Raw genomic sequence first — 23173 nt, 5'->3', positions numbered from 1 at the left:
GAGGCGCAGGTCGGCGAGGGATACAAGGGCTGCTTGGCGGAGCCATGCGGCCGACGGCAATGGACGCGGACGGAGTCCCGTCCGATAGTTGACGGATGGAGAGCCTTTCAGGAGCCGAGTTCGCACCCCGCACGACGTATCTCAACACCGCATCCACCGGGCTGGTCCCGGCCCGTTCCGTAGCCGTCCTGAAATCCGCCCTCGACGACGCCGCCACCGGGGACGGGCACCACCTCGACGAGGCCTTCGCGGCGGTCGAGGAGTGCCGTACCCGGTACGGCCGGCTGGTCGGCGTGCCCGCGCACCGGGTGGCGGCCGGCGGTTCGGTCGCCGTGTTCGCCGGTCTGATCGCCACCTCGCTGCCGCCGGGCTCGGAAGTCCTGGTGGCCGACGGGGACTTCAGCTCCCTGGTCAACCCGTTCGTGGTGCGGGACGACCTCACCGTGCGCATCGTGCCGCTGGAGGACCTGGCGGAGGCGGTGCGGCCGGGGACCGCGCTGGTCGCGGTCAGCGCCGTCCAGTCGGCAGACGGCCGGATCGCCGATCTGGACGCGGTCGCGGCCGCCGCCCGCGCGCACGGGGCCCGCACCCTCGTCGATCTCAGCCAGTCCGCCGGCTGGCTGCCGCTGAGCGCCGACGCCTTCGACTTCACCGTGGCGGTGGGTTTCAAGTGGCTGCTGGCGCCCCGCGGCGTCGCCTACCTCACCGTCCCGGAGGACCTGGGCGGACTCCGCCCGGTCTTCGCCGGGTGGGTCGCCGGGGAGGAGCCGTGGGACAGCTGCTACGGCCCGGTCCGCGAACTCGCGCACTCGGCCCGCCGTTTCGACGAGAGCCCGGCGGTCCTGTCCTACCTGGCCGCCCGGCACTCGCTGGCGCTCATCGAGGAGACCGGCGTGGCGGCCATCGCGGCGCACGACCGCGCGCTGGCCGACCGGTTCCGGACCGGAGCCGCCGATCTGGGTCACACCGGTGTGCCCGCCCCCGGGTCGGCGATCGTCTCGGTGCCGGGGCTGGGCGGGGCGGCGGCCCGGCTCGCGGAGGCGGGGATCCTGGTGTCGAACCGGGCGGGCAACCTGCGGGTCGCCTTCCACCTGTACAACTCCGCGGACGACGTCGACCGGCTGCTGAAGGCGCTGGCCGGGCTCCCCGGCGCGGGCTGACCGGACGGCCCCCGCCCGGAGCGGGGCGGGGGCCGTGGAGGGGACGAGGGGAGGAGCCGGCGACGCGTCCGGCTCCTCCCCTCGCGTCGGTGGGCGGCTCGGCGCCCGGCTCAGCTCACCGGGGTGAAGTCCCGCGCCCCGATGAAGTCCGGCCGCCGGGTGGGCGCCGCGAACGGCTCCACCGCGGTGTTCTCCACGCTGTTGAACACGATGAAGACGTTGCTGCGCGGGAAGGGCGTGATGTTGTCCCCGGAACCGTGCATGCAGTTGCAGTCGAACCAGGTCGCCGAACCGGCCTTGCCGGTGAACAGCCGGATGCCGTGCCGGTCGGCGAGGTCGGTGAGGGCCTTGTCCGACGGGGTGCCGGCCTCCTGCATCTTCAGCGACCGCTTGTAGTTGTCCCGCGGGGTCTCACCGGCGCACCCGAGGAACGAGCGGTGCGACCCCGGCATGATCATCAGGCCGCCGTTGGTGTCGTGGTTCTCCGTCAGGGCGACGGAGACGGACACCGTGCGCATCCGCGGCAGCCCGTCCTCGGCGTGCCAGGTCTCGAAGTCGGAGTGCCAGTAGAAGCCGCTCGCCCCGAATCCCGGCTTGACGTTGATCCGCGACTGGTGCACGTACACCTCGGAGCCGAGGATCTGCCGGGCCCGGTCCAGCAGCCTGGGGTCGCGCACCAGTCCGGCGAAGACCTCGCTGATCCGGTGCACCTCGAACACCGAGCGGACGTCCTGCGACTTCGGTTCGACGATCGAGCGCTCGTCGGCCCGGACGGCCGGGTCGGAGACCAACCGGTCCAACTCGGCGCGGTAGACCGCGACCTCGTCCGGGGTGAGCAGCTGGTCGACGGTGAGGAAGCCGTCCCGGTCGAAGCCGGCCAGCTCGGCGGGGTCGATGGGCCCGGGGGTGCCGGGGGCCGACCAGACCACCGGGTCCTGCCGCGGGGTGATGACCTCGGCGGCCCCGCGGGTGGGGTACAGGTCAGTGATCGTGGACATCGCTCAGACCTCCTCCGTCAGCAGCGGGTAGACACCGTTCTCGTCGTGGTCCTCCCGTCCGGTGACCGGCGGGTTGAACACGCACACGCACCGGAAGTCGGTCTTCGGGCGCAGGGTGTGCCGCTCGTGCCCGTCCAGGAGGTACATGGTGCCGGGGCTGATCCAGTGCTTCTCGCCGGTCTCGTCGTTGGTCAGCTCCGCCTCGCCCTCCACGCAGAGCACCGCCTCGATGTGGTTGGCGTACCACATGGAGGTCTCGGTGCCCGCGTACAGGACGGTCTCGTGGAGCGAGAAGCCGACGCGCTCCTTGGCGAGCACGATGCGCTTGCTCTCCCAGGTGCCGGACTTGGCCCTGACATGCCGGTCGGTGCCCTCGATGTCCTTGAACGATCTGACGATCACGGTGCGTCGCTGCCTTTCTGCTGGTGCGGGTGGTGCGTGCGGAAGGTGGGGTCAGGCGGTCTCGCGGACGGCCCGGGCGAGGGTCCGCAGGCCCTCGTCCAGCTCGTCGGGGGAGATGGTCAGCGCGGGGAGCAGTTTGACGACCTCGCCCACCGGTCCCGAGGTCTCGACCAAGAGCCCGAGTTCGAAGGCGCGGGCGCAGACCGCCGAGGCGCGGGTGCGGTCGGGGAACTCCAGCCCCCACACCAGACCCCGGCCCCGGTAGCCGGCGCCGCGGGCGGCGGGCTCGGCGCAGATGGCGGCGAGCGCCTGCTCCACCTGCTCGCCGCGGGCGAGGGTCTGCTTCTCCATCTGGCCGTCCGCCCAGTAGGTGTCCAGGGCCGCGGCGGCGGTGACGAAGGCCGGGTTGTTGCCGCGGAAGGTGCCGTTGTGCTCGCCCGGCTCCCAGACGTCCAGCTCGGGACGGAACAGGGTGAGCGACATGGGCAGCCCGTAGCCGCCGATGGACTTGGACAGGGTGACGATGTCCGGGGTGATGCCGGCTTCCTCGAAGGAGAAGAAGGGGCCGGTGCGGCCGCAGCCCATCTGGATGTCGTCGACGATCAGCAGCATGTCGCGGCGCTTGCACAGTTCGGCGAGGCCACGCAGCCACTCCAGGCGCGCCACGTTGATCCCGCCCTCGCCCTGGACCGTCTCGACGATGACCGCGGCGGGCTGGTTGAGCCCGGAGCCCTGGTCCTCCAGCAGCCGTTCGAACCACAGGAAGTCCGGGACCTGGCCGTCGAGGTAGTTGTCGAACGGCATCGGGGTGCCGTGCACCAGCGGGATGCCGGCGCCGGCCCGCTTGAAGGCGTTGCCGGTGACCGCCAGCGCGCCCAGCGACATGCCGTGGAAGGCGTTGGTGAAGGAGACGATCGCCTCCCGGCCCTTGACCTTGCGGGCCAGCTTGAGCGCGGCCTCGACCGCGTTGGTGCCGGTGGGCCCGGGGAACATGACCTTGTACGGCAGGTCCCGCGGGTTCAGCACGATCTCCTGGAAGGACTCCAGGAACGCGCGCTTGGCGGTGGTGCTCATGTCCAGGCCGTGGGTGACGCCGTCGCGCTCGATGTAGTCGATCAGGGCGCGTTTGAGGACCGGGTTGTTGTGGCCGTAGTTGAGGGCTCCGGCACCGGCGAAGAAGTCGAGGTAGGCGTGGCCGTCCTCGTCGTACATGTAGCTGCCCTGCGCGCGGTCGAAGACGACCGGCCAGCCGCGGCAGTAGCTGCGCACCTCCGACTCCAGGCTCTCGAAGACGCTCAGCGGGGAGGCGGCGCGGCCGTAGGACGCCGGATCGAGGGTGGGGAGGGGAGACGCGGGCGGGGTGATGGTCACAGCATTCTCCAGGGAGACGAGTGGCGAGGGGGGTGGGGAGAGGTTCGGATCCGGAGCGGTGGCCGGGTGGCCGTTCAGTGGGTGAAGGGGCCGATGCGGTACAGCACTTCGGGCTCGTGCCCGCCGTCCGGGAACAGGTTGCCGTGGAACAGCACCTCGCGTTCGACATCCGCGCCATGCCGTTCTGCAAACGAGGTGAACAGCCGGTGGGAGGCGGTGTTGTCGGGCGTGATGGTGGTCTCGACCCCGCGGACGTCCGACGCCTCGGCGACGCGTGCGATCAGTCCGTCCAGCAGCGCGGCCGCCAGGCCCCGGCCGCGGTGGGCGTGGTCGACCGCGACCTGCCACACCACCAGGGTTCCGGGCTGCTCGGGGCGGATGTAGCCGGTGACGAAGCCGACGGCCTCGCCGTCGGCGTCGCGGGCCACGACCGAGGTGGCGGCGAAGTCACGGCACCACAGCAGGTAGCTGTAGGAAGAGTTGAGGTCGAGTACGCGTGAGTCGCGGGCGATCCGCCAGATCGCGGCTCCGTCCTCGACGAGCGGGCTGTCGAGCCGCAGTCCTTCCGGCATTCCTGTGAATTCGTCACGAGCACGTGCAAGCTCTGCTTGTGCGGGGGTCATGGAAATTGAATTTACCCAGGAGAATCGCAAAATGCATCGAGGGGAGGGGTTACGTGGCAGGGGGGTGGCGTGTTATCGCGCGAGCACACGCAGGCGCGCGAAGGTCCGGAGAAAACGGGCGATTTGCACCGCAAATATCGGGCAAACTGGGCTTCGTGTGGAGTGTGTCACATGTATGTAACGGCAGCGGGATGCGCGTGAATTGGCGGCCGAAAAAGCAGCGGAAGTCGTGCGTTTAGGGAGCGGAAAACAGGGCAGACGAATATGGGAAGCTGCGCTCGGATAAGAATATGGATAAGGGCTTGGAATTCGATCGGGAAAGAGGTGTGCGGTGGGACGCCCGCGGCACCGGCCGGCCGCGGCCGGAGTGCCCGGCCGGGTGACCGGACCCGCGGGGTGCACCCGTGGTGGCCGCTCCTCGTACAGTGCCGACATGAGTGAGAGCGCGGTGCTGCACATCAAGGGACGGGTGCTGGTCGGGCCGGGGACCGGCGCGGGCGCCGGGGACGCCGGAGAGGACGTCCGGGACGAACTGTGGGTGATCGACGGGAAGATCTCCTACGACCGGCCGACGGGCGCGGTGGCCCGGGACGTCACCGTCGTCGAGGGCTGGGCGCTGCCCGGGCTCGTCGACGCCCACTGCCATGTGGGGCTCGACGCCCACGGCCCGGTCGAGGACGCCGTCAGCGAGAGCCAGGCGCTCCGCGAGCGGGAGATCGGCGCGCTGCTGCTGCGTGACGCCGGATCGCCCTCCGACACCCGCTGGATCGACGACCGGGAGGACCTCCCGCGCATCATCCGCGCGGGCCGGCACATCGCCCGCACCAAGCGGTACATCCGCAACTACGCGCACGAGGTGGAGCCCGAGGACCTGGTGGCCTACGTGGCCCGGGAGGCCCGCCGCGGCGACGGCTGGGTCAAGCTGGTCGGCGACTGGATCGACCGGGAGTCCGGGGACCTCGCCGCCTGCTGGCCGACCGGGGCGGTGGCCGCCGCCATCGCCGAGGCGCACCGGCTCGGCGCCCGGGTCACCGCGCACTGCTTCGCCGAGGAGACGCTGCGGCCCCTGGTCGAAGCCGGGATCGACTGCGTGGAACACGCCACCGGGCTCACCGAGGAGACCATCCCGCTCTTCGCCGAGCGCAAGGTGGCGATCGTCCCGACCCTGGTCAACATCGCCACCTTCCCGAAGCTGGCCGAGGGCGGGGAGGGGAAGTTCCCGCGCTGGGCGGACCACATGCGGCGGCTGCACGCCCGCCGCTACGACACGGTGCGCGCGGCCTACGACGCCGGGGTGCCGGTCTTCGCGGGGACCGACGCCGGCGGCTCCCTCGCGCACGGGCTGATCGCCGAGGAGGTGGCCGAGCTGACCCGCGCCGGCATACCGGCCGTCGACGCGCTGTCCGCCACCACCTGGGGGGCCCGGGCCTGGCTCGGCCGCCCGGGGCTGGAGGAGGGGGCCCCGGCCGACCTGGTGGTCTACGCGTCCGATCCGCGTGCCGACGTACGGGTGCTCGCGGCCCCCCGCCGGGTGGTGCTGCGCGGCCGGGTGGTGCGCTGACGGCACCGCGAAATCGAATGGAACGGCGACGGCCACCCGATGGAGTGAACTCACCCCGGGTGGCTGTTTGTTCACCGTCGGTACGCAAATATGGCCGGAGTCGAGGCCGCCGACGCCCGTGATGTCCCCCGTGGTGACGCGTCGGCGGCACCACTTCTCTTGTGGGGGTTCCACACACAGTGTCCCGTTCCACCAACTCCGTCCTCGGCGTGCCCGCACGCCGCATCGCCGCCGCGGCGGCCGTCACCGCGACCACCGTGCTGCTCGGCGCGGCACCGGTGCAGGCCACCGGCGGTGAGGACGCCGGCACCGGCTCGGCTTCCGCCGGCAAGGCCGACGCGGTCGTACTCCGCACCTCGCTCGACGTCTCGCTGCTCGACAAGACGGCGCACGTCCCGGTGAACCTCGCCCTCAACGAGGTCGCCGCGCCCGCCTCCGCGCACAAGACCACGCTCACCACCACCCTGAACGGCGTCGAGGGCGGCAAGCCCGTCCAGCTGCTCCGGGCCGACGTGGCCGACGCGAGTGCCACCGCGGACCGCGGGAAGTCCCAGGGGTACGCCAACCTGGTGCGCGCCAAGGTGCACGTGCCCGGACTGCCGCTGCGCCCCCTGCTGGAGGCCGAGCAGGTCACCGCCAAGGCGGTGTGCGAGGCGGGCAAGCGCCCGCGCGCCGAGGCCAACCTGCTGGGCACCGTGCTCGTGCTCGGCCAGAAGGTCGACCTGCGCGCGTCCGGGACCACCACGGTCACCGTGCCCGCCGTCGGCGAGGTCCGGCTCGACCTGTCCCGCAGCTCCACCACCTCGCGCACCGCGGCGGCCACCGCCCTGGACCTGAAGGTCACCCTGGACCCGCTCAAGCTCGGGGTGGCCAAGGTCAAGGGACGGGTGACGCTCGCCGCGGCCAACTGCGAGTCGCCGACCGCCGCCAAGCCGGGCCAGGAGGAGCCGGGCAAGGAGCAGCCGGGCAAGGAGCAGCCCGGTGAGGAGAAGCCGGGCAAGGAGGAGCCCGGCGCGAAGCCGGCCGGCGGCACCGGAGTGCGGGCCGAACCCGGCACCAAGCCGGAGAACCTCGCCGAGACCGGCGGCAGCTCCAGCACGCCGTACGTCGCCGGGGGCGCCGCCGCGCTGGTCGTGGCGGGTGCCGGGGCCCTGCTGTGGACCCGCAGGCGACGGGCCGCGGCCGGCGACCAGGCCTGAGCGACCCGGTAGGGCGGTGGCCGGGCGCGCCGTGCGGCGCGCCCGGCCACCGCCGGTTCACAGGTCGCCGAGCACCTTCGCCAGGGCCTCGACGAACCGGTCGGTGGTGGCCCGGTCCCGGACCGCCAGACGCAGCCACTCGGGTCCCAGCCCGGGGAAGGTGTCCCCCCGGCGCAGCGCGAAGCCCCGGTCACGCATCCGGGCGCGGACCGTCACCGCGTCCGGTATCCGGACCAGCAGGAACGGGCCGGCCGCCGGCCCGCAGACCCGGATCCGTCCGAACTCCGCCAGCCGGGCCTCCAGATGGGCCCGGTCGGCCACCGTCCGGGCCGCGGCGTCCGCCGCCTGGGCGAGCGCGGCCGGCTCGCAGCAGCCCTCCGCGGCCACCAGCGCGGGGGTGGACACCGGCCACAGCGGCTGGGCGCGCTCCAGCGCCCGGACGGTGTCCGGTCCGGCCAGTACGTAACCGATGCGCAGCCCCGCCAGGCCCCAGGTCTTGGTGAGACTGCGCAGTACCACCAGGCCCGGCAGGTCGGTCCGGGCGGCCAGCGACTCCCGCTCCCCGGGCACCGCGTCCATGAACGCCTCGTCCACCACCAGGGTCCGGCCCGGGCGGGCCAGCGCGGCGATGCCGGTGGCCGGGTGGAGCACCGAGGTGGGGTTGGTCGGGTTGCCGATCACCACCAGGTCCGCGTCCTCGGGCACCTGCCCGGCCCGCAGCCGGAAGCCGTCCCGCTCGTCGAGCAGCACCCGCCGCACCCGGTGCCCGGCGTCCCGCAGCGCGGCCTCCGGTTCGGTGAACTGCGGGTGCACCACCACCGGGCGCCGGGCCGGCAGGGCCCGCGCCAGCAGGACGAACGCCTCCGCGGCGCCCGCGGTGAGCAGCACCCGCTCGGGGGGCAGGCCGTGCCGGCCGGCCACCGCACGGCGAGCGGCCCGCCCGTCCGGGTACTGGGCGAGGCCGTCCAGGCAGGCGGCCAGCCGGGCCTTGAGCCAGGCGGGCGGCGTACCGTCGCGGACGTTGACCGCCAGGTCGGTCAGCCCGGCGTCGGGGCCGCGCACCTCCGCGTCACCGTGGTGCCGGAGGTCGAAGTCAGCGCACACGGGCGGTACCGCTTCCGGCGCCGGGGGCGGTGTCCGGTACACCGGGGCGCGGGGCGGGGCCGCCGGCGGCCGCCGCGTACCGCTCCAGCACCGCCGCCATCAGCTCCTCCACCGGCCCGACCGGCTCCGCCCGCACCACCTGCACCTCGGGCCGGGCCAGCGCCCAGCCCTCGGCCTGCGCCCAGGCGCGTTCGGTCGGTCCGCCCGCGAACAGCGCCACCGGCAGCAGCACCACCCGGCGCGCGCCGAGCCGGGCGCAGCGGTCCAGTCCGGAGACCACGTCCGGAGCCGCGAGCGAGACGAACGCGCACTCCACGCCCGCGTAGCCGCGTCCCTCCCACAACAGCCGGGCGATGCGGTGCACTTCGGCGTTGCCGGCCGGGTCCACCGAACCGGCGCCGACCAGCAGCACGGTCGTGGCGGCCCGGTCCGACGGGGTGCGCGCGCCGCCGCCCAGCGCCTCGTCCAGGCGGCGCTCCAGCACCCCGAGCAGCGCGGGGTGCGCGCCGACCGCCTCCGCGGTGACGCACCGGACCTCGCCGTGCCCGGCCCGGCCGGTGGCGAGCGCGCCCGCGATCTGCTGGTGCAGCCGGGCATCCGGCGCCAGGCTCAGCGGGACGGCGACGATCCGGGTCGCGCCGTCCCCGGCGAGCGCGGCCACGGCCGCCGCCGCGTCCGCCGCCGGGCCGGGGCCGGTTCCGGCGGCGCCGCCCGCCACCCGGATCCCGGGATGCCGGGCGCCGAACTCCCGGGTGAACGCGCGGAGGGCCGCGGCGGCCGACTCGTCTCGGATGCCGTGGCCTGCGAGGAGCAGCGCGGGCGGGGTGGTCACGGGATCTCCTTGTACCTGGTGGACGTGCGGGCCGGGCGTGCGCCGGGGCGGGTCGCCCGGGCCCGGGGACACGGATCGTCCCCGGGGCGGCGTGCGGGACGGCGGGCGCGGGAGGACCGCGGTCACGCGGCGCGCCGGCCAGGCCCCGTCGCCCCGCCCTCCGAGACGTTACTGACGGGCCGGCGGCACCGCTCACGCGGGGTGACCGGTCCGGAGTCAGGCGGCGGCCGGCGGCCGCGCCGGGCCCGCGGCACGGTGCCGCCGGCCCGGTCCGGCGCTCACCCCGGGACGACCGGACCGGCCGGGCCGGCCGGGCCCGTCCGGTGCCGCGCGCCCCGGGCGCGGCGGGCCACCGCGCAGGTGGCCATCGCCGAGCCGCCGTCCCGGGGCACCGACTTCCGCTTGCCGACGACGAGTTCGGCGCCGCCGGGCCCGGCCGCGAGCAGCGCCGCGGCCTCGGCCACAGCGGGCGTCCCGACGGCCGCGCGGACCACGGCGGACGGGCCGGGCACCGCCACCGCCGCCAGCTCCGCGGCCCCGAACACCAGCAGCGGGACACCGAGACCGGCCGCCGCGGCGACCACCCCCGGCTCCCCGGCCTTGGCCGCCGCGGTGGCCAGCGCCAGCACCGCGTCCGGGCCCGCGCCGGCTTCCGCGAGCGTGCGGCGCACCAGCGCGGTCACCTCCGCCTCCGTGACCCCCCGGCGGGCCCCCACGCCCACCAGCAGGTCGCGCCCCCCGGCCGGAACCGGCGCGGCCGGCGCGGCCGGTTCCGGCGGCGGCCCGGTCACACCGCGCAGCCCGCGACGAAACGCGCCGCGGTGGCCGGTGCGGCGGCCCAGTGCACATGGAGGTAGGACGCGTGCACCGCCCCCTCGGCGAACCCCTCGACCCGCCGTTCCGGGTGCACCATGCCCCACGCCGGGCTGGCACCGGCGCCCGGCTCGACCGTCGTGCGGTGGAACTCGTGGCCGCGCATCCGGGTGCCGGCCACCGCCAGCGCGTTGTCCCGGACGGCGACCGCCTCCCGGTAGCCCAGGGTCAGCCGCTCGGTCATCCGCGCCGTCGCCGGCAGCACGCCGCACATCGGCAGCGCGGTCCCGCCGCCGGCGTCCGGCGCGGGGTCCAGCGAGCGGGCCAGGTAGAGCAGGCCGGCGCACTCGGCGGCGACCGGCGCCCCCGAGGCGGCCAGCGCGGCCACCGCCGCGCGCAGCGGCTCGTTCGCGGACAGTTCGGGCGCGTACATCTCCGGGAAACCGCCGCCCACCACCAGCCCGCCGGTGCCGGCGGGCAGCTTCTCGTCCCGCAACGGGTCGAAGGTCACCACCTCCGCGCCCGCCGCGGTGAGCAGCTCGGTGTGCTCGGCGTACCCGAAGGTGAACGCCGCGCCGCCCGCCACCGCGACCACCGGGCGCGGGCCGCCGGGCCGGTCGCCGGCCGGCCCGGGCCGCGCCCCCGCGGCCGGGCCGGACAGCGCGGCGGCCGCCGCCGGGTCCCAGGCGTCGCCGGTCAGCGGGGGAGCGGTGCGGGCGAGCGCCAGCAGCCCCTCCAGATCGCACCCGGCGCGGATCTGCCCGGCCAGCGCGGCCACCGACGCCACGGCGTCCGCCCGGCGTTCGGCCACCGGCACCAGCCCCAGGTGGCGGCTGGGGGTGCGCACCGAGCCCACCCGGCGCAGCGCCCCGAGGACCGGGACCCCCGAGCCCTCCAGCGCCTCGCGCAGCAGCGCCTCGTGGCGGTCCGAGCCGACCTTGTTGAGGATCACCCCGGCGAGCCGGACCTCCGGGTCCCAGGACGCGAAGCCGTGCACCAGCGCGGCCACCGAGCGGGACTGCGAGGAGGCGTCGACGACCAGCACCACCGGTGCCCGCAGCAGCTTCGCCACATGCGCGGTGGACGCCAGGTCGCCCTGGTTGCTGACGCCGTCGAACAGCCCCATCACGCCCTCGACCAGGGCGAGGTCGCAGCCGGCCGCACCGTGCAGGAACAGCGGGGCGATCCGCTCCGGGCCGCACAGGTAGGCGTCCAGGTTGCGGCCGGGCCGCCCGGTGGCCAGGGCGTGGTAGCCGGGGTCGATGTAGTCCGGGCCCACCTTGTGCGGGGACACCGCGAGCCCGGCCTCGGTGAACGCGGCCATCAGACCGGTGGCGACGGTGGTCTTGCCGCTGCCCGAGGCCGGCGCCGCGATCACCAGCCGGGGGACGTGCCGGGCGGAACTCACCACTCGATGCCCCGCTGGCCCTTCTGACCCGCGTCCATCGGGTGCTTGACCTTGGACATGTCGGTCACCAGGTCGGCGAAGTCCAGCAGCGGCTGCGGGGCGTTCCGCCCGGTGATCACCACGTGCTGGGTACCCGGCCGGTCCCGCAGCACCGACACCACCTCGTCGGTGTCCACCCAGCCCCAGTGCATCGGGTACGCGAACTCGTCCAGCACGTACAGCCGGTAGGTCTCGGCCGCCAGGTCCCGCTTGACCTGCTCCCAGCCCTCGCGCGCCGCCTCCTCGCTGGACGCCAGGTCGCGCTGGACCCAGGACCAGCCCTCGCCCATCTTGTGCCAGGCGACCGTGCCGCCCTCACCGGAGTCGCCGAGCACCCGCAGCGCCCGCTCCTCGCCGACCCGCCACTTGGCGGACTTCACGAACTGGAACACCCCCACCGGCCAGCCCTGGTTCCAGGCCCGCAGCGCGAGCCCGAACGCGGCGGTGGACTTCCCCTTGCCGACGCCGGTGTGCACCAGCACCAGGGGGCGGTTGCGGCGCTGCTTGGTGGTGAGACCGTCCTCGGGAACGGTGGTCGGCTGTCCTTGTGGCATTACGCGGCCCTCCGGGTCTGTTGAGCGGTCCGTACGTCGCGGACCAGCGCGGTCACGCTGTCCGCGCGCAGTTCGTCGAGAGTGATCGGGGTCGCCCGCAACTCGTGGGCGAGCCGTGCCGCCAGGCCCAGCCGGACCGGGCCCTCCTCGCAGTCCACGACCACCGAGGCGACCCGGTCGTCGGCCAGCAGCGCGGCGGCGCGGGACGCCCGGTCCACCGGGGCGGGGCCTCCGGTGGCGCGCCCGTCGGTCACCACCACCAGCAGCGGGCGGCGGGAGGGGTCCCGCAGCCGTTCGACGCGCAGCGTCTCACGGGCCTTCAGCAGCCCGGCGGCGAGGGGGGTGCGGCCCCCGGTGGGCAGCCGCTCCAGCCGGGCGGCGGCGGCGTCCACCGAGGAGGTGGGCGGCAGCGCCAGCTCCGCGTCCGCGCCCCGGAAGGACACCATGCCGACCTTGTCGCGCCGCTGGTAGGCGTCGAGGAGCAGGGAGAGCACCGCGCCCTTGACCGCGCCCATCCGGCGCCGGGCGGCCATCGAGCCGGAGGCGTCCACCACGAACAGCACCAGGTTGCCCTCGCGGCCCTCGCGCACCGCCTCCCGCAGGTCCTGGCGGCGGACCAGCAGGCCCGGCCCGCTGCGCCCGCGCGCCCGCTGATGCGGCGCGGCGGCCTGCACGGTGGCGTTCAGGTGCAGTGCGGAGAGGGTGCCGTGCGGCAGCCGCGCCCCGGTGGTGCGGCCCTGCGCGGTGCGCGCCCGGGACCGGCGGCCGGCCGCGCCCTCGCCCAGCCCCGGCACGTCGAGCCGGCGGATCCGGAACGGCTCGGCCGCCCCCACCGCGGGCCGCTCCGCCCCGTCGCCCGCGCCGGCCGGGGCGCCGGCCGGCGCGTCGCCCTCCTCGGCCCGGGGCTCGGCCTCCGGGGCGGTGTCCGCCCCGGTCCGCGGGCCCGGGACGGACGGGCCGGGGTGGTCCGCGGCGGCCTGCCCGTCGGCCGGCGCCGGCGGCTGGTCCGGCGTTCCGTCGCCGGGCCCGCGCCCGCCGCCGGGGCCGTCGGGGCCCTCCGGCCCGTCGTCCGGTCCGTCCGGTTCCGGCTCCGGGTCGGGGTCCTCCTCGGCGAACCGGCGCAGCGTCTCGTCGAGCAGTTCCTCGTCCAGCCCCGGCGCGTCGAACGGATTGCGCCGCCGCCGGTGCGGCAGCGCGAGCAGCGCCGCCTGGCGGACGTCCTCGGTGGTCACCTCGGTACGCCCGGCCCAGGCGGCCAGCGCGGTCGCGGTCCGGGCGGTGACGATGTCCGCGCGCATGCCGTCCACCTCGAAGGCGGCGCACACCGCCGCGATCTGCCGCAGCGTGCCGTCACCCAGCCGCACACCGGGCAGCAGGTCCCGGGCGGCGGCGATCCGCTGCCGCAGCGCGTCCTCCTCCGCCGCCCACCGGGCCCGGAAGCCGGCCGGGTCCTCGTCGTACGCCAGCCGGCGGCGCACCACGTCGACCCGCTCGTCCGGGTCCCGCGAGGCGGCCACCTCCACGGTGAGGCCGAACCGGTCCAGCAACTGCGGCCGCAGCTCGCCCTCCTCGGGGTTCATGGTGCCCACGAGCAGGAAGCGCGCCGCGTGCCGCACCGAGACGCCCTCGCGTTCGACGTGCGAGGCGCCCATCGCGGCGGCGTCCAGCAGCAGGTCGACCAGGTGGTCGTGGAGGAGGTTGACCTCGTCGACGTAGAGCACGCCGCGGTGCGCGTCCGCCAGCAACCCCGGCTGGTACGCCTTCACGCCCTCCGCCAGCGCCCGCTCCAGGTCCAGCGCGCCGACCAGCCGGTCCTCGGAGGCGCCGACCGGCAGCTCCACCAGCCGGGCCGGCCGCGAGGCGCCGCCGCCGGACTCGTGCGGCCCGTCCGGGCAGCCCGGGTCGGGGGCGGCCGGGTCGCAGGAGAACCGGCAGCCGGGGACGGTCCGGATGCCCGGCAGCAGCGCCGACAGGGCGCGCACCATGGTGCTCTTCGCGGTGCCCTTCTCCCCGCGGATCAGCACCCCGCCGATCGCCGGGGACACCGCATTGAGCAGCAGGCCGAGCCGCATGTCGGCCATGCCGACGATGGCGGTGAAGGGGTAGCTGGCGGAGCTCATGCGGTTGTACCTCCTGGGGTGACGGTGCGGCGGCGGACATGGCGGGCCGGCTGGGGGCCGGCGGCTTCCCCCGGCGGGTGCGGTGCGGCCCCGGCCGGCGGGCCCGCCGGGCACGGGCGGGGCCCCGGGCCGGACCGGGCCCGGCGCCCGGTCACGGCGCCCCCGGGGGGATGAACGGCAGCCCGGACGGCACCCCGTCCTCGATCAGGCGCAGCAGCGCGTCGGTGTCGGCGTGCTCCTCGATCAGGTCGCCGAGCCGGTCCAGCTGCTCCTCGCGCAGCGCGCCGAACGAGGTGTCCGGGGCGGGGACGAAGGCCCGCCCGGCGTCCGCCGCGACCCGGCGCAGGAACGCCCGCCGGAACCCGTCGCTCTCCAGCGAGCCGTGCCAGTGCGTGCCCCACACCGAGCCCACCCGGCAGCCGTCCAGGAACGGGGTGTACGAGCCGTACAGTTCGGCGACGCCGTGGTGGATCTCGTACCCGGCGACCGGCTCGCCCAGCGCCTCGCCGACCGGCCGGGCCAGGGTCTTCCCGGCCGCGAACCGGACCCGCACCGGCAGCAGGCCCAGCCCGTCGACCAGCCCGGCCCGGGACTCCACGTCGTCCTCGATGGAGGCCGCGAGCATCTGGAACCCGCCGCAGATGCCGAGCACCGGACGGCCCTGCGCGGCGCGTTCGGCGACCGCGTCGGCCAGCCCCCGCTCCCGCAGCCAGGCCAGCGCCCGCACGGTGCCCCGGGTCCCCGGCAGCACCACCAGGTCGGCGTCGGCCAGTTCCTCCGGCCGGTCCACGAACCGGACGACCACGCCGGGTTCGGCGGCCAGCGCGTCCACGTCGGTGAAGTTCGACATCAGCGGTACCGCGGCCACCGCCACCCGGAGCAGGTCCCGGCCGTGCGGCGGGGCCACCACGCTCTCCCGCACCGCGCCGCGCATCGACACCCGCAGCCCGTCCTCCTCGTCGATGCCGAGGCCGTGCGCGTACGGCAGCACCCCGAGCGCCGGCCTGCCGGTGAGGCCGCGGAGCATGTCCAGGCCCGGCTCCAGCAGCGTCACATCGCCCCGGAACTTGTTCACCAGATAGCCCGCCACATGGCGCTGGTCCTCGGCGGAGAGCAGGGCGGTGGTGCCGAAGAAGGACGCGAACACCCCGCCCCGGTCGATGTCGCCGACCACCACCACCGGCAGCGAGGCGGCGCGCGCGATGCCCATGTTGACGATGTCGGTACGGCGCAGGTTGATCTCGGCGGGGCTGCCGGCGCCCTCGCAGATCACCGCGTCATGGGTGCGCCGCAGCTCCTCCAGGCATTCGGTGACGGTGCCCAGCAGCGCCTCCTGACGGCCCCGGTGGTAGCCGCGCGCGCTCAGCTCGCCGACCGGCTTGCCGAGCAGCACCACCTGGCTGGTGCGGTCCGAACCCGGCTTCAGCAGCACCGGGTTCATCAGGGCGGTCGGCTCCACGCGCGCGGCGGCGGCCTGCATCGCCTGCGCGCGTCCGATCTCCGCGCCGTCCCGGGTGACGAAGGAGTTCAGGGACATGTTCTGGGCCTTGAACGGCGCCACCGAGACGCCCTTGCGGGCCAGCCAGCGGCAGATGCCGGCGGTCACCACGCTCTTGCCCGCGTCCGACGTCGTCCCGGCGACCAGCAGACCGCCGCCGAGCGTCCGGCCCGGCGCGCCGGCCGGGCCGGCCGCGGTCGCCCCGGCGGCGGGCGTGGTGGATGTCGCTTCCGACGTCATCGGCCGTCCTTCTCCGCGGCACACGGCCGCACCGTCAGCGGGCTGCCGCCCGGAATGGACCGTGCCCGGCGGCGCGCCGCGGTACGCCCGGCGGCCACCGCCGCCGCGACCGCGGCCACCGTCGCCGCGGGTGCCGCCGCGCGGCCCACGCGTGCGGACCGCAGGCCCGCTCCGGCCAGCCGGCCGGCCACCGAGGCCGCCAGGGCCAGGGCCGCGACCCGCCGCGACAGCCGCGCGGCGCGCGCGATGTCGGCGGCGGCCACCGGGCGGCCGCCGGCGTTGAGTACCGGCCGGTGCTCCACCCGGCCGCCGTAGGCGAGGGTGCCGCCCAGCCGGACGCCCAGCGCGCCCGCGAACGACGCCTCCACCGGGCCCGCGTTGGGGCTCGGGTGGGCGCCGCCGTCGGCGCGCCACGCCCGCCAGGCGCCGCGCGGGTCGGGCCCGCCGAGCGTGGCCAGCGCGGCGGTGAGCCGGGCGCCGGGCCAGCCCGCGACGTCGTCCAGCCGGGCCGACGCCCAGCCGAACCTGCGGTACCGCGGCGACTTGTGGCCCACCATGGCGTCCAGGGTGTTGACGGCCCGGAAGCCGACCAGTCCCGGCACGCCCGCCAGCGCCCCCCACACCAGGGCGCCCACCACGGCGTCGGAGGTGTTCTCGGCCACCGACTCCACCACCGCGCGGGCGATCTGCTGCTCGTCCAGGGCCTGCGGGTCGCGCCCGCACAGATGCGGCAGCCGCTCCCGGGCCACGGCCAGGTCGCCGGCGGTGAGCGCCTGCCCGATGACGGTGGCCTCCCGGCACAGCGAGGTGCCGCCCAGGACGGCCCAGGTGGCCGCGGCGGCCAGCACGGTCTCGGCGGCCCGGGACAGCGCCCGCGGGGCGGCGGGCCGCCGCACGGCGTGGTTCAGCAGGGCGGCGCCGGCGGCGGCACCGCCCGCGCAGACCAGCGTGTGCAGGGCGCCGGGTGCCCGGTGATCGCGCCAGAGGCGGCGTTCGACGGCCGCCGCGGCCCGGCCGAAGGCGGCCACCGGGTGGCCGCGGCGCGGGTCACCCAGGGCCAGGTCGCAGGCGAAGCCGAGGGCGGCGCCGCACGCGAAGCTGACGGCGTGGTCGGCACGCATGGCTCAGGCCGCCGTCACGCCTCGGCGGAACGGGCCCGGCGGTGCGGGCGGGGACGACGACGCGGGGGCGGGCGGCGGCGTGGCGGTGCCGGGCATGGGGTGTGTCCTCACTCAGGGTCCGCGCCCTGGCTCGACGTGACCGGCGGTGAGAGTCTCCTGGCTCCCGGATCGGCGCGTCCACCGGCCTTCCAGCCCGGCGTGGTGACGGGCCGTGACCTCGCTCGAGGTGGCGGAGCGCTCCCCGGTGACAGTGGCGGGACCGCGCCGGATTCGCACCGGCTTCCTCTCCATGCCGCCGTTTGGCTCCGGCAGTCCACCACGGCGCGGGAACGGCCGTCAACTCACCCTTGACCCCGGGATCCCAGCCTTGACCTGCGCGGGGAGGCACACCGGCGCGCGGTGCGGCGCCGGGACGGCGGCGTGCCCCGGGATCACCCCGGGATCACCCCCGGGACACCGGCCCGGGGCCGGGCCCGAGCGCGCGTACGCCCCGCCGCGCCGGGGTGCGGCGGGGCGGGGCGTACGCGGAGGAGGCCGGCGGCCGCACGGGTCCCGGGGGAGCTCCGTGCGGCGCGGGCCGGTACTCAGCCGCTGACGATGAGGTGGATGCCGTAGCCCACCCCGGCCGCGCAGACCGCGAAGCAGAGGTAGGCGCCGAGGCGGGCCGGCAGGGACGGTCCGGCCGCCGTGGCGGCGGTGCCGTCCGTCCCCGGCTTGCGTGCGGTGCCGACGATGCCGAGGGTGAACACCCCCACCATCGCGACGGTCACCGCGAGGCTGACGCCGAAGACCTGGCCCAGAGCTGCCCAGTCGATGTCCATGAAACGCTTCCTTAACGTGGACCGTGGTCCGGGTTCAGACCGTGGCCTGTGCGGGGGCGGGGGCCGGGGTGGCGGCCGGGGTCTCCGGGACCGCGGCGGCACCGGAGACCGGCGGCGGCGCGACCGCCTGGAGGGCGGCGGTGACGACGCCCACCGGCTCGCCGCCGTCCGCGTCCGTGTCGTTGACGTTGGTGTGGTCCACCGGCTTGCGGCGGGAGGCCACCCAGATCGCGGCGCAGGCGGCGATCGCGAGGACGGCCACCGCGGTGACGCCCCAGTCGCCCTGCTCGGCGAGGAGCGCGGCGGCGGCGCCGACCAGCCCGGCGGCCGGCAGCGTGAGCACCCAGGCGGCGGCCATCCGGCCCGCCGTCGACCAGCGCACCACGCCGCCCTTGCGGCCCAGCCCGGCGCCCATCACCGCGCCGGAGCACACCTGGGTGGTGGAGAGCGCGAAGCCGATGTGGGAGGAGGTGAGGATGGTCGCCGCGGCACCGGTCTGGGCGGCGAAGCCCTGCGGCGGCGCGATGTCGGTGATGCCCTTGCCCATGGTGCGGATGATGCGCCAGCCGCCCAGGTAGGTGCCCGCGGCGATGGCCACACCGGCCGAGGCGATGACCCACATCGGCGGGTCGGAGTCGGGCGCCAGCGCACCGCCGGTGATCAGCGCCAGGGTCATCACGCCCATGGTCTTCTGCGCGTCGTTGGTGCCGTGCGCCAGGGAGACCAGCGCGGCCGAGGCGATCTGGCCGGCGCGGTAGCCCTTGGAGCTGGCCTCCGGGTCGGTGTTGCGCGCGGCCCGGTAGGTGAGCCGGGTGGCCAGCACGGTGGCCACACCCGCCACGATCGGGGCGGCGACGGCCGGGATCAGGACCTTCATGACCACCGCGTCCCCGTGTACGGCGTCGAAGCCGACGGAGGCGACGGTGGCGCCGATGAGACCGCCGAAGAGCGCGTGCGAGGAGCTGGACGGCAGGCCCGCGAGCCAGGTCAGCAGGTTCCAGAGGATCGCGCCCACCAGGCCCGCGAAGATCACTTCGGGTTGGATCCCGGATTCGTCGACGATGCCCTTGGAGATGGTCGCGGCGACCTCGACGGACAGGAACGCACCCACCAGGTTGAGGAGCGCGGACATCGCCACCGCCGCCTTGGGCTTCATGGCGCCCGTGGAGATGGTGGTGGCCATCGCGTTGGCCGTGTCGTGGAAGCCGTTCGTAAAGTCGAACACCAAGGCCGTGATGATCACGATCCCGATGAGAAGCGTGATGTGTTCCATTCACCCAGGCAATCGGTCGGGGGGTCAGTGGCACGGTGAACGTAGGGTTACAGGGTGAACGGAAGGTGAACTGGCGCGGGCATCGTGGTGACGCACCTGGACGAACCTCCGTCACACCGGTCCGATAACCCGCTTTACCTGCGATGATCTGCACCGGAGGTGGCGCCTGTGACGGATACGACGGACCACGACGAACCTCATCGGACCCCGGCGGCGACCGACCCGGACGAACTGCTCCGGCTGTGGGGGCCGGCGGACCGGGCCCGGCAGCTCGCCGGACGGCCAGCCGGGGAGCGGGACCGGCTGCTGAGGGCCTGGGCCGAGGTGGTGGCCACCGCCCGCCGGACCGCCGCCGACCGCCTCGTCGTCGGCACCTCGGGGAACGTCTCGGCCCGGGTCGGCGACACCGTCCTGGTCACCCCCAGCGGCGTCCCCTACGACCGGCTCGGCCCGGACCTGATCACCGGGACCGACCTGGACGGCCGCCGGACCCTGGGCACGGCCGTCCCCACCAGCGAGCTGCCGCTGCACCTCGCCGTCTACCGGCACACCGACGCCGCCGCGATCGTGCACACCCACGCCGTGCACGCCACCGCGGTCTCCACGCTCGTCGACGAGCTGCCGCCCGTCCACTACATGGCCGGAGCCCTCGGCGGCCGCGTCCGCGTCGCCGGCTACGCCCTGTACGGCACCGAGGAACTCGCCGCGGAGGTCCGCCACGCGCTGCGCGACCGCACCGGGTGCCTGCTGCGCAACCACGGCACCCTCACCTACGGCGCCACCCTCGCCCAGGCCCTGGACCGGACCGCCCAGCTGGAGTGGATGTGCCAGGTCTGGCTCGCCGCCTCGGCGGTCCCCGGGCGCACCCCCACCCTGCTCACCGACGCCCAGCTCGACGCGGCCGGCGCCAAACTCCGCGGCTACGGCCAGCCGCCCCGGCAGCGGGGGTGACCCCGGTCACCCCGCCGGTCACGCCCACTGGCCACCACCGCCGATCGCGCCCACACTGGCAGGGATGCGCCTGCGTACCGCGGCGGCCGTGGCCGTCACCACCACGCTCAGTGCCGGCGCGGCCGCGGTGGCGGTCGGACGGTACGCCAGTGACGCGGCTCTGCGCCCGGTGCCGGGCCGGCCGCTGCCGGACGAACCACCGGTCACCGTGCACGGGGCCGACGACGGCCGGATCACCCTGACCCGCACCTTCGCCGCGCTGCGCCCCGGCGTCTACGGACTCACCGGCGGAGCCACGCACGCCGTGATCGGGCCGGTCCTCCCGGACGCCCCGCACCCGCCGGACTGCGTGGTGCGGCGGCTGGAACGCGTCACCCACGGTGGGCTCGCCCCCGGCGACCGGATGCGGATCACCCCGCAGGTCCACCTCGGCAACCCCCGGGACGCCCTCGGCATCGACCACGCCGACATCGACATCCCCGGGGAACTCGGGGCGCTGCCCGCCTGGTTCGTGCCCGGTGCCCGCGGCACCTGGGTGATCACCGTCCACGGACTGGGCACCACCCGCGAGCACCCCATGGTGATCATGCCGTTCCTGCACCGCCAGCGGTTCCCGGTGCTCGACGTCGCCTACCGGGGGGACCTCGGCGCGCCCCGCACCGGCGACGGGCTGGCCCACTTCGGCGCCTGCGAATGGCGCGACCTGGACGCCGCCATCCGCTACGCCGTGCGGTACGGCGCCCAGCGCGTCATCCTGTACGGCTGGTCCACCGGTGCCGCCATGGCGCTCCGCGCCGCCGCCGAGTCCGCGCTGCGGCAGCACCTCAGCGGCCTGGTGCTGGACTCCCCGGTGCTGGACTGGCAGGCCACCCTGCGCGCCCTGGCCGGCCGCCGCGTCCCGTCCTTCCTGCTGCCGCTGGCGGTGCGCGCGGCGCAGGGCCGGACCGGACTGCACGGCCACGGGCGCCACCCGGCCGGCCTGCCGCGGTTCGACGCCGCCGGCCTGACCCTGCCGACGCTGCTGCTGCACGGCCCGGACGACACGGTGGCCTCCTGGGACCTCTCCCGCCGGCTCGCCGCCGACCGCCCCGACCTGGTCACCCTGCACACCGTCCGGCAGGCCCCGCACGGGGCGATGTGGAACGCCGATCCGCAGCGCTACGAGGAAGCCCTCCGGCGCTTCCTCACCCCGCTCATGTAGCGGCCCGGCGCGGCGCCCCGGCCCCGCGGTCCGCCACCCGGACCGCCGGACGCTCCCGCGCGGGCCGGCCGCGGAGGGCTCCGGACGGACACCCGGGCCCCGGCCCGGAACCGCTCCGGACGGCACCCGGGGCCGGCCCGGAACCGCTCCGGACGGGCAGGCCGGGCGCTGCCCGGAACCGCTCCGGACGGGTTCCGGGCAGGCTCCGGACAGGCTCCGGCGGGCATCCGATTGGGCTTTCGGGCCGTCAGCGGCAAGACTGCTCCCGTGACGTCCCGTACTCCGCGCGACTCCCGGCTCAGACTCGTCCCCCACCGGCCGATGGCCGCTGCCCGCCGGGGCGTGGCACACCGCGGCCCCGCACGTCCGGCCCCCCGGCCACCCGAGGGCACCCCACCGCCCTCCGAACTCGCCCGCCAGGCGCGGGCCGAACTCGCCGGCGCGGTACGGGTCGCCCGCTGGGCGGCCGCCGACGACGGAGCCCGGGGCACCCTCACCGGCCCGGCCGCCGAGCGGGCCGCCGCGGCCCTGGGCACCGCGCCCGACCGGGTCCGGGCCGACTGGGACCGGGCCCGGCTGGTCGGCCTGGTCGAGCTCCACGGCGGCACCACCCGGCCCGGCTGGCGGCTGCGCGCCTGGGACCGCGACGACAGCGCGGTGCTGCGCGGCTGGGTCGCCCTGCTCGACGCCTGGTCGCTGGCGAGACCCGCGCCGCCGGAGGCGGAGGCCGCCGCGGTCGCCGAAGTCGTCGAGGCCGTGCCCCAGTTGCTCTCGCTGCTCCAGCTCTCCGCGGGACCGGTGCAACTCGCCATCCTGCTCGACCTGCTGGAACAGCGGGTGGCCGAACTCCGCACGGAGCGTTGCGAGGTGCCGTACGGAGCGCTGCGCCCGGCGGCCGTCGAGACGGTGGCAGCCCCGGACGCCGCGGCGGCCACCGCCGGTCCGGCCGCCGGGACCGGTCCCGGCGCCGGAACCGGCCCGTCGGCGCCCGGACCGGACACCGGCATCCCGCTGGCGGCCCTGCTGGACTGGGCGTTGGACGCCCTCGCCGCGGTCGGCGCGCTCGTCGTCGGTGACGGGGCCGAGGGCCGCCGGGAGGCGGTGCTCACCCCGCTCGGCAACTGGGCGGTGTGGGTCAAGCTGGAGCAGATCTGCGTCGCCGCCCAGAGCCCGGCCGGGAACATCGAGCAGCCGGCCGCCGACATGCTGCGCGGCTGCGCCGGGCTCACCCCGGGGCCGGCGCGTGCGGAGTACCGGGCCTGGCTGGCGGCCCGCCCGGTGGCCAGCGCGGTGACCGAACTCCTCGACGTCGCCCGCGGCGACGACGCCCTGCTGCGCGGCCTGGCCTTCGAAGCGCTGCGGGTGGTGGGCGCGCCCGCCGAGCCCGCGGTGCGCTCGGTCACCGAGGAGCCCTGGCTGCGCCCCTACGCCCTGCTCTGGCTCGCCGAGCTGGAGGGCGGCGACCCGGACGACGCCCTGGGCGTGCTCACCCGGGAGGAGGCCACCTGGCTGTGGGTGGACACCGCGGCCGCGGTCGCCGACCACGGCGAGAGCCCGCTGCTCGTCCGGCACCTGGAGAGCGCCGTCCAGGGCACCGTCCCGGCGCTGCTGGCGGAGGTGCGCGCGGTGGGGCACCCCCGGACGGTGCAGGTCCTGGTCGCGCTGGCCGCGGCGCATCCCGACCCGGTGCTCGCCAAGGCGGTCCGCCGCGCCGCCTTCCAGGTGCACACCGGCGGTTCCTGACCTCGGCCGGTCGCGGGGCCGGCGGCGCGGGTGCGGTGCGGCGGCCCGGGCCCGGGCGGCGCGGTCCGGTGTCTCGGGCCCAACTCCGCACCGGGGTCACGGATGTGATCTGCGGCACAATTTCCCGGCGTGGTCCGGGGT

At 76.0% G+C, this 23173-nt stretch carries 20 protein-coding genes and 1 riboswitch; of the genes, 6 read left to right on the top strand and 14 right to left on the bottom strand.

The window, feature by feature from the left end:
* Positions 1-95 precede the first annotated feature (95 nt).
* Positions 96-1160: an aminotransferase class V-fold PLP-dependent enzyme gene (locus ACH4B3_RS28345; RefSeq protein ID WP_398467501.1), complete on the top strand. Its 1065-nt coding sequence runs from the start codon at positions 96-98 to the stop codon at positions 1158-1160.
* Between the two features lie 110 nt (positions 1161-1270).
* Here ACH4B3_RS28345 and thpD read toward each other — a convergent pair whose 3' ends face one another.
* The 4 genes from thpD to ectA form a co-directional block, all read right to left on the bottom strand.
* A complete protein-coding gene (thpD, locus tag ACH4B3_RS28340; RefSeq protein ID WP_398467499.1) occupies positions 1271-2158 on the bottom strand; it encodes an ectoine hydroxylase in 888 nt (295 codons plus the stop codon).
* A 3-nt stretch (positions 2159-2161) separates the two neighbouring features.
* Entirely contained in the window at positions 2162-2560 is a 399-nt protein-coding gene (locus tag ACH4B3_RS28335) for an ectoine synthase (RefSeq protein ID WP_398467497.1), read from the bottom strand.
* Positions 2561-2611: 51 nt separating this feature from the next.
* Positions 2612-3931 (bottom strand): diaminobutyrate--2-oxoglutarate transaminase, encoded by a 1320-nt coding sequence (gene ectB / locus ACH4B3_RS28330; protein WP_398467495.1) that lies wholly within the window; start codon positions 3929-3931, stop codon positions 2612-2614.
* Positions 3932-4005: 74 nt separating this feature from the next.
* Positions 4006-4554 carry a diaminobutyrate acetyltransferase gene (gene ectA, locus ACH4B3_RS28325; protein WP_398467493.1) on the bottom strand — a complete coding sequence of 183 codons (549 nt, stop codon included), beginning with the start codon at positions 4552-4554 and terminating at the stop codon, positions 4006-4008.
* A gap of 433 nt (positions 4555-4987) precedes the next feature.
* Here ectA and ACH4B3_RS28320 point away from each other — a divergent pair, with 433 nt between their 5' ends.
* Together ACH4B3_RS28320 and ACH4B3_RS28315 are read left to right on the top strand one after the other, a co-directional pair.
* Positions 4988-6115 (top strand): amidohydrolase family protein, encoded by a 1128-nt coding sequence (locus ACH4B3_RS28320; RefSeq protein ID WP_398467491.1) that lies wholly within the window; start codon positions 4988-4990, stop codon positions 6113-6115.
* A 179-nt stretch (positions 6116-6294) separates the two neighbouring features.
* On the top strand, positions 6295-7314 hold the full coding sequence (locus ACH4B3_RS28315; protein ID WP_398467489.1) for an SCO1860 family LAETG-anchored protein: 1020 nt from the start codon (positions 6295-6297) through the stop codon (positions 7312-7314).
* A 57-nt stretch (positions 7315-7371) separates the two neighbouring features.
* Here the strand turns inward: ACH4B3_RS28315 and cobC are convergent, their stop codons facing one another.
* From cobC to ACH4B3_RS28265, 10 genes are all read right to left on the bottom strand, one after another.
* Complete coding sequence (cobC, locus tag ACH4B3_RS28310) at positions 7372-8460, bottom strand: Rv2231c family pyridoxal phosphate-dependent protein CobC (protein WP_398467487.1); 1089 nt, start codon at positions 8458-8460, stop codon at positions 7372-7374.
* Entirely contained in the window at positions 8408-9250 is an 843-nt protein-coding gene (locus ACH4B3_RS28305) for a sirohydrochlorin chelatase (RefSeq protein ID WP_398467485.1), read from the bottom strand. The genes cobC and ACH4B3_RS28305 overlap by 53 nt, the downstream gene beginning before the upstream one ends.
* A 278-nt stretch (positions 9251-9528) precedes the next feature.
* Positions 9529-9933, bottom strand: coding sequence for a cobalamin biosynthesis protein (locus tag ACH4B3_RS28300; protein ID WP_398467483.1), 405 nt, complete (start codon positions 9931-9933; stop codon positions 9529-9531).
* Positions 9934-10037: 104 nt separating this feature from the next.
* Complete coding sequence (locus tag ACH4B3_RS28295) at positions 10038-11474, bottom strand: cobyrinate a,c-diamide synthase (RefSeq protein WP_398467481.1); 1437 nt, start codon at positions 11472-11474, stop codon at positions 10038-10040.
* Positions 11468-12064 carry a cob(I)yrinic acid a,c-diamide adenosyltransferase gene (cobO, locus tag ACH4B3_RS28290; RefSeq protein ID WP_398467479.1) on the bottom strand — a complete coding sequence of 199 codons (597 nt, stop codon included), beginning with the start codon at positions 12062-12064 and terminating at the stop codon, positions 11468-11470. Before cobO ends, ACH4B3_RS28295 begins: the two co-directional genes overlap by 7 nt.
* On the bottom strand, positions 12064-14184 hold the full coding sequence (locus ACH4B3_RS28285; protein WP_398467477.1) for a putative cobaltochelatase: 2121 nt from the start codon (positions 14182-14184) through the stop codon (positions 12064-12066). Before ACH4B3_RS28285 ends, cobO begins: the two co-directional genes overlap by 1 nt.
* Before the next feature lie 151 nt (positions 14185-14335).
* Entirely contained in the window at positions 14336-15922 is a 1587-nt protein-coding gene (locus ACH4B3_RS28280) for a cobyric acid synthase (protein ID WP_398467475.1), read from the bottom strand.
* Positions 15919-17043 carry a cobalamin biosynthesis protein gene (locus tag ACH4B3_RS28275; protein WP_398467473.1) on the bottom strand — a complete coding sequence of 375 codons (1125 nt, stop codon included), beginning with the start codon at positions 17041-17043 and terminating at the stop codon, positions 15919-15921. The genes ACH4B3_RS28280 and ACH4B3_RS28275 overlap by 4 nt, the downstream gene beginning before the upstream one ends.
* Positions 17044-17192: 149 nt before the next feature.
* Positions 17193-17330: riboswitch (cobalamin riboswitch) on the bottom strand.
* 297 nt (positions 17331-17627) lie between these two features.
* On the bottom strand, positions 17628-17864 hold the full coding sequence (locus tag ACH4B3_RS28270; RefSeq protein WP_398467471.1) for a hypothetical protein: 237 nt from the start codon (positions 17862-17864) through the stop codon (positions 17628-17630).
* Between the two features lie 34 nt (positions 17865-17898).
* A complete protein-coding gene (locus ACH4B3_RS28265) occupies positions 17899-19137 on the bottom strand; it encodes an anion permease (RefSeq protein WP_398467469.1) in 1239 nt (412 codons plus the stop codon).
* Between the two features lie 303 nt (positions 19138-19440).
* Between ACH4B3_RS28265 and ACH4B3_RS28260 the strand changes: the two genes are divergently transcribed.
* The 3 genes from ACH4B3_RS28260 to ACH4B3_RS28250 all read left to right on the top strand — a co-directional run bounded on the left by ACH4B3_RS28260 (position 19441) and on the right by ACH4B3_RS28250 (position 23032).
* Positions 19441-20088, top strand: a complete 648-nt coding sequence (locus ACH4B3_RS28260) for a class II aldolase/adducin family protein (protein ID WP_398467618.1) — start codon at positions 19441-19443, stop codon at positions 20086-20088.
* 64 nt (positions 20089-20152) lie between these two features.
* Entirely contained in the window at positions 20153-21289 is a 1137-nt protein-coding gene (locus tag ACH4B3_RS28255) for an alpha/beta fold hydrolase (protein WP_398467467.1), read from the top strand.
* 267 nt (positions 21290-21556) lie between these two features.
* Positions 21557-23032 (top strand): hypothetical protein, encoded by a 1476-nt coding sequence (locus ACH4B3_RS28250; protein WP_398467465.1) that lies wholly within the window; start codon positions 21557-21559, stop codon positions 23030-23032.
* Positions 23033-23173 lie beyond the last annotated feature (141 nt).

The sequence above is a fragment of the Streptomyces sp. NPDC018031 genome, assembly GCF_044327625.1.
Taxonomy (GTDB): domain Bacteria; phylum Actinomycetota; class Actinomycetes; order Streptomycetales; family Streptomycetaceae; genus Streptomyces.
This window is presented reverse-complemented; position numbering and strand designations above follow the sequence as displayed.

Coding starts and splice junctions, on each gene's coding strand:
- ACH4B3_RS28285 (WP_398467477.1), bottom strand. CDS start 14,184: ATGAGCTCCGCCAGCTACCCCTTCACCGCCATCGTCGGCATGGCCGAC.
- ACH4B3_RS28265 (WP_398467469.1), bottom strand. CDS start 19,137: ATGGAACACATCACGCTTCTCATCGGGATCGTGATCATCACGGCCTTG.
- cobO (WP_398467479.1), bottom strand. CDS start 12,064: ATGCCACAAGGACAGCCGACCACCGTTCCCGAGGACGGTCTCACCACC.
- ACH4B3_RS28320 (WP_398467491.1), top strand. CDS start 4,988: ATGAGTGAGAGCGCGGTGCTGCACATCAAGGGACGGGTGCTGGTCGGG.
- ectA (WP_398467493.1), bottom strand. CDS start 4,554: ATGACCCCCGCACAAGCAGAGCTTGCACGTGCTCGTGACGAATTCACA.
- ACH4B3_RS28270 (WP_398467471.1), bottom strand. CDS start 17,864: ATGGACATCGACTGGGCAGCTCTGGGCCAGGTCTTCGGCGTCAGCCTC.
- thpD (WP_398467499.1), bottom strand. CDS start 2,158: ATGTCCACGATCACTGACCTGTACCCCACCCGCGGGGCCGCCGAGGTC.
- ACH4B3_RS28275 (WP_398467473.1), bottom strand. CDS start 17,043: ATGCGTGCCGACCACGCCGTCAGCTTCGCGTGCGGCGCCGCCCTCGGC.
- ACH4B3_RS28255 (WP_398467467.1), top strand. CDS start 20,153: ATGCGCCTGCGTACCGCGGCGGCCGTGGCCGTCACCACCACGCTCAGT.
- ACH4B3_RS28280 (WP_398467475.1), bottom strand. CDS start 15,922: ATGACGTCGGAAGCGACATCCACCACGCCCGCCGCCGGGGCGACCGCG.
- ACH4B3_RS28345 (WP_398467501.1), top strand. CDS start 96: ATGGAGAGCCTTTCAGGAGCCGAGTTCGCACCCCGCACGACGTATCTC.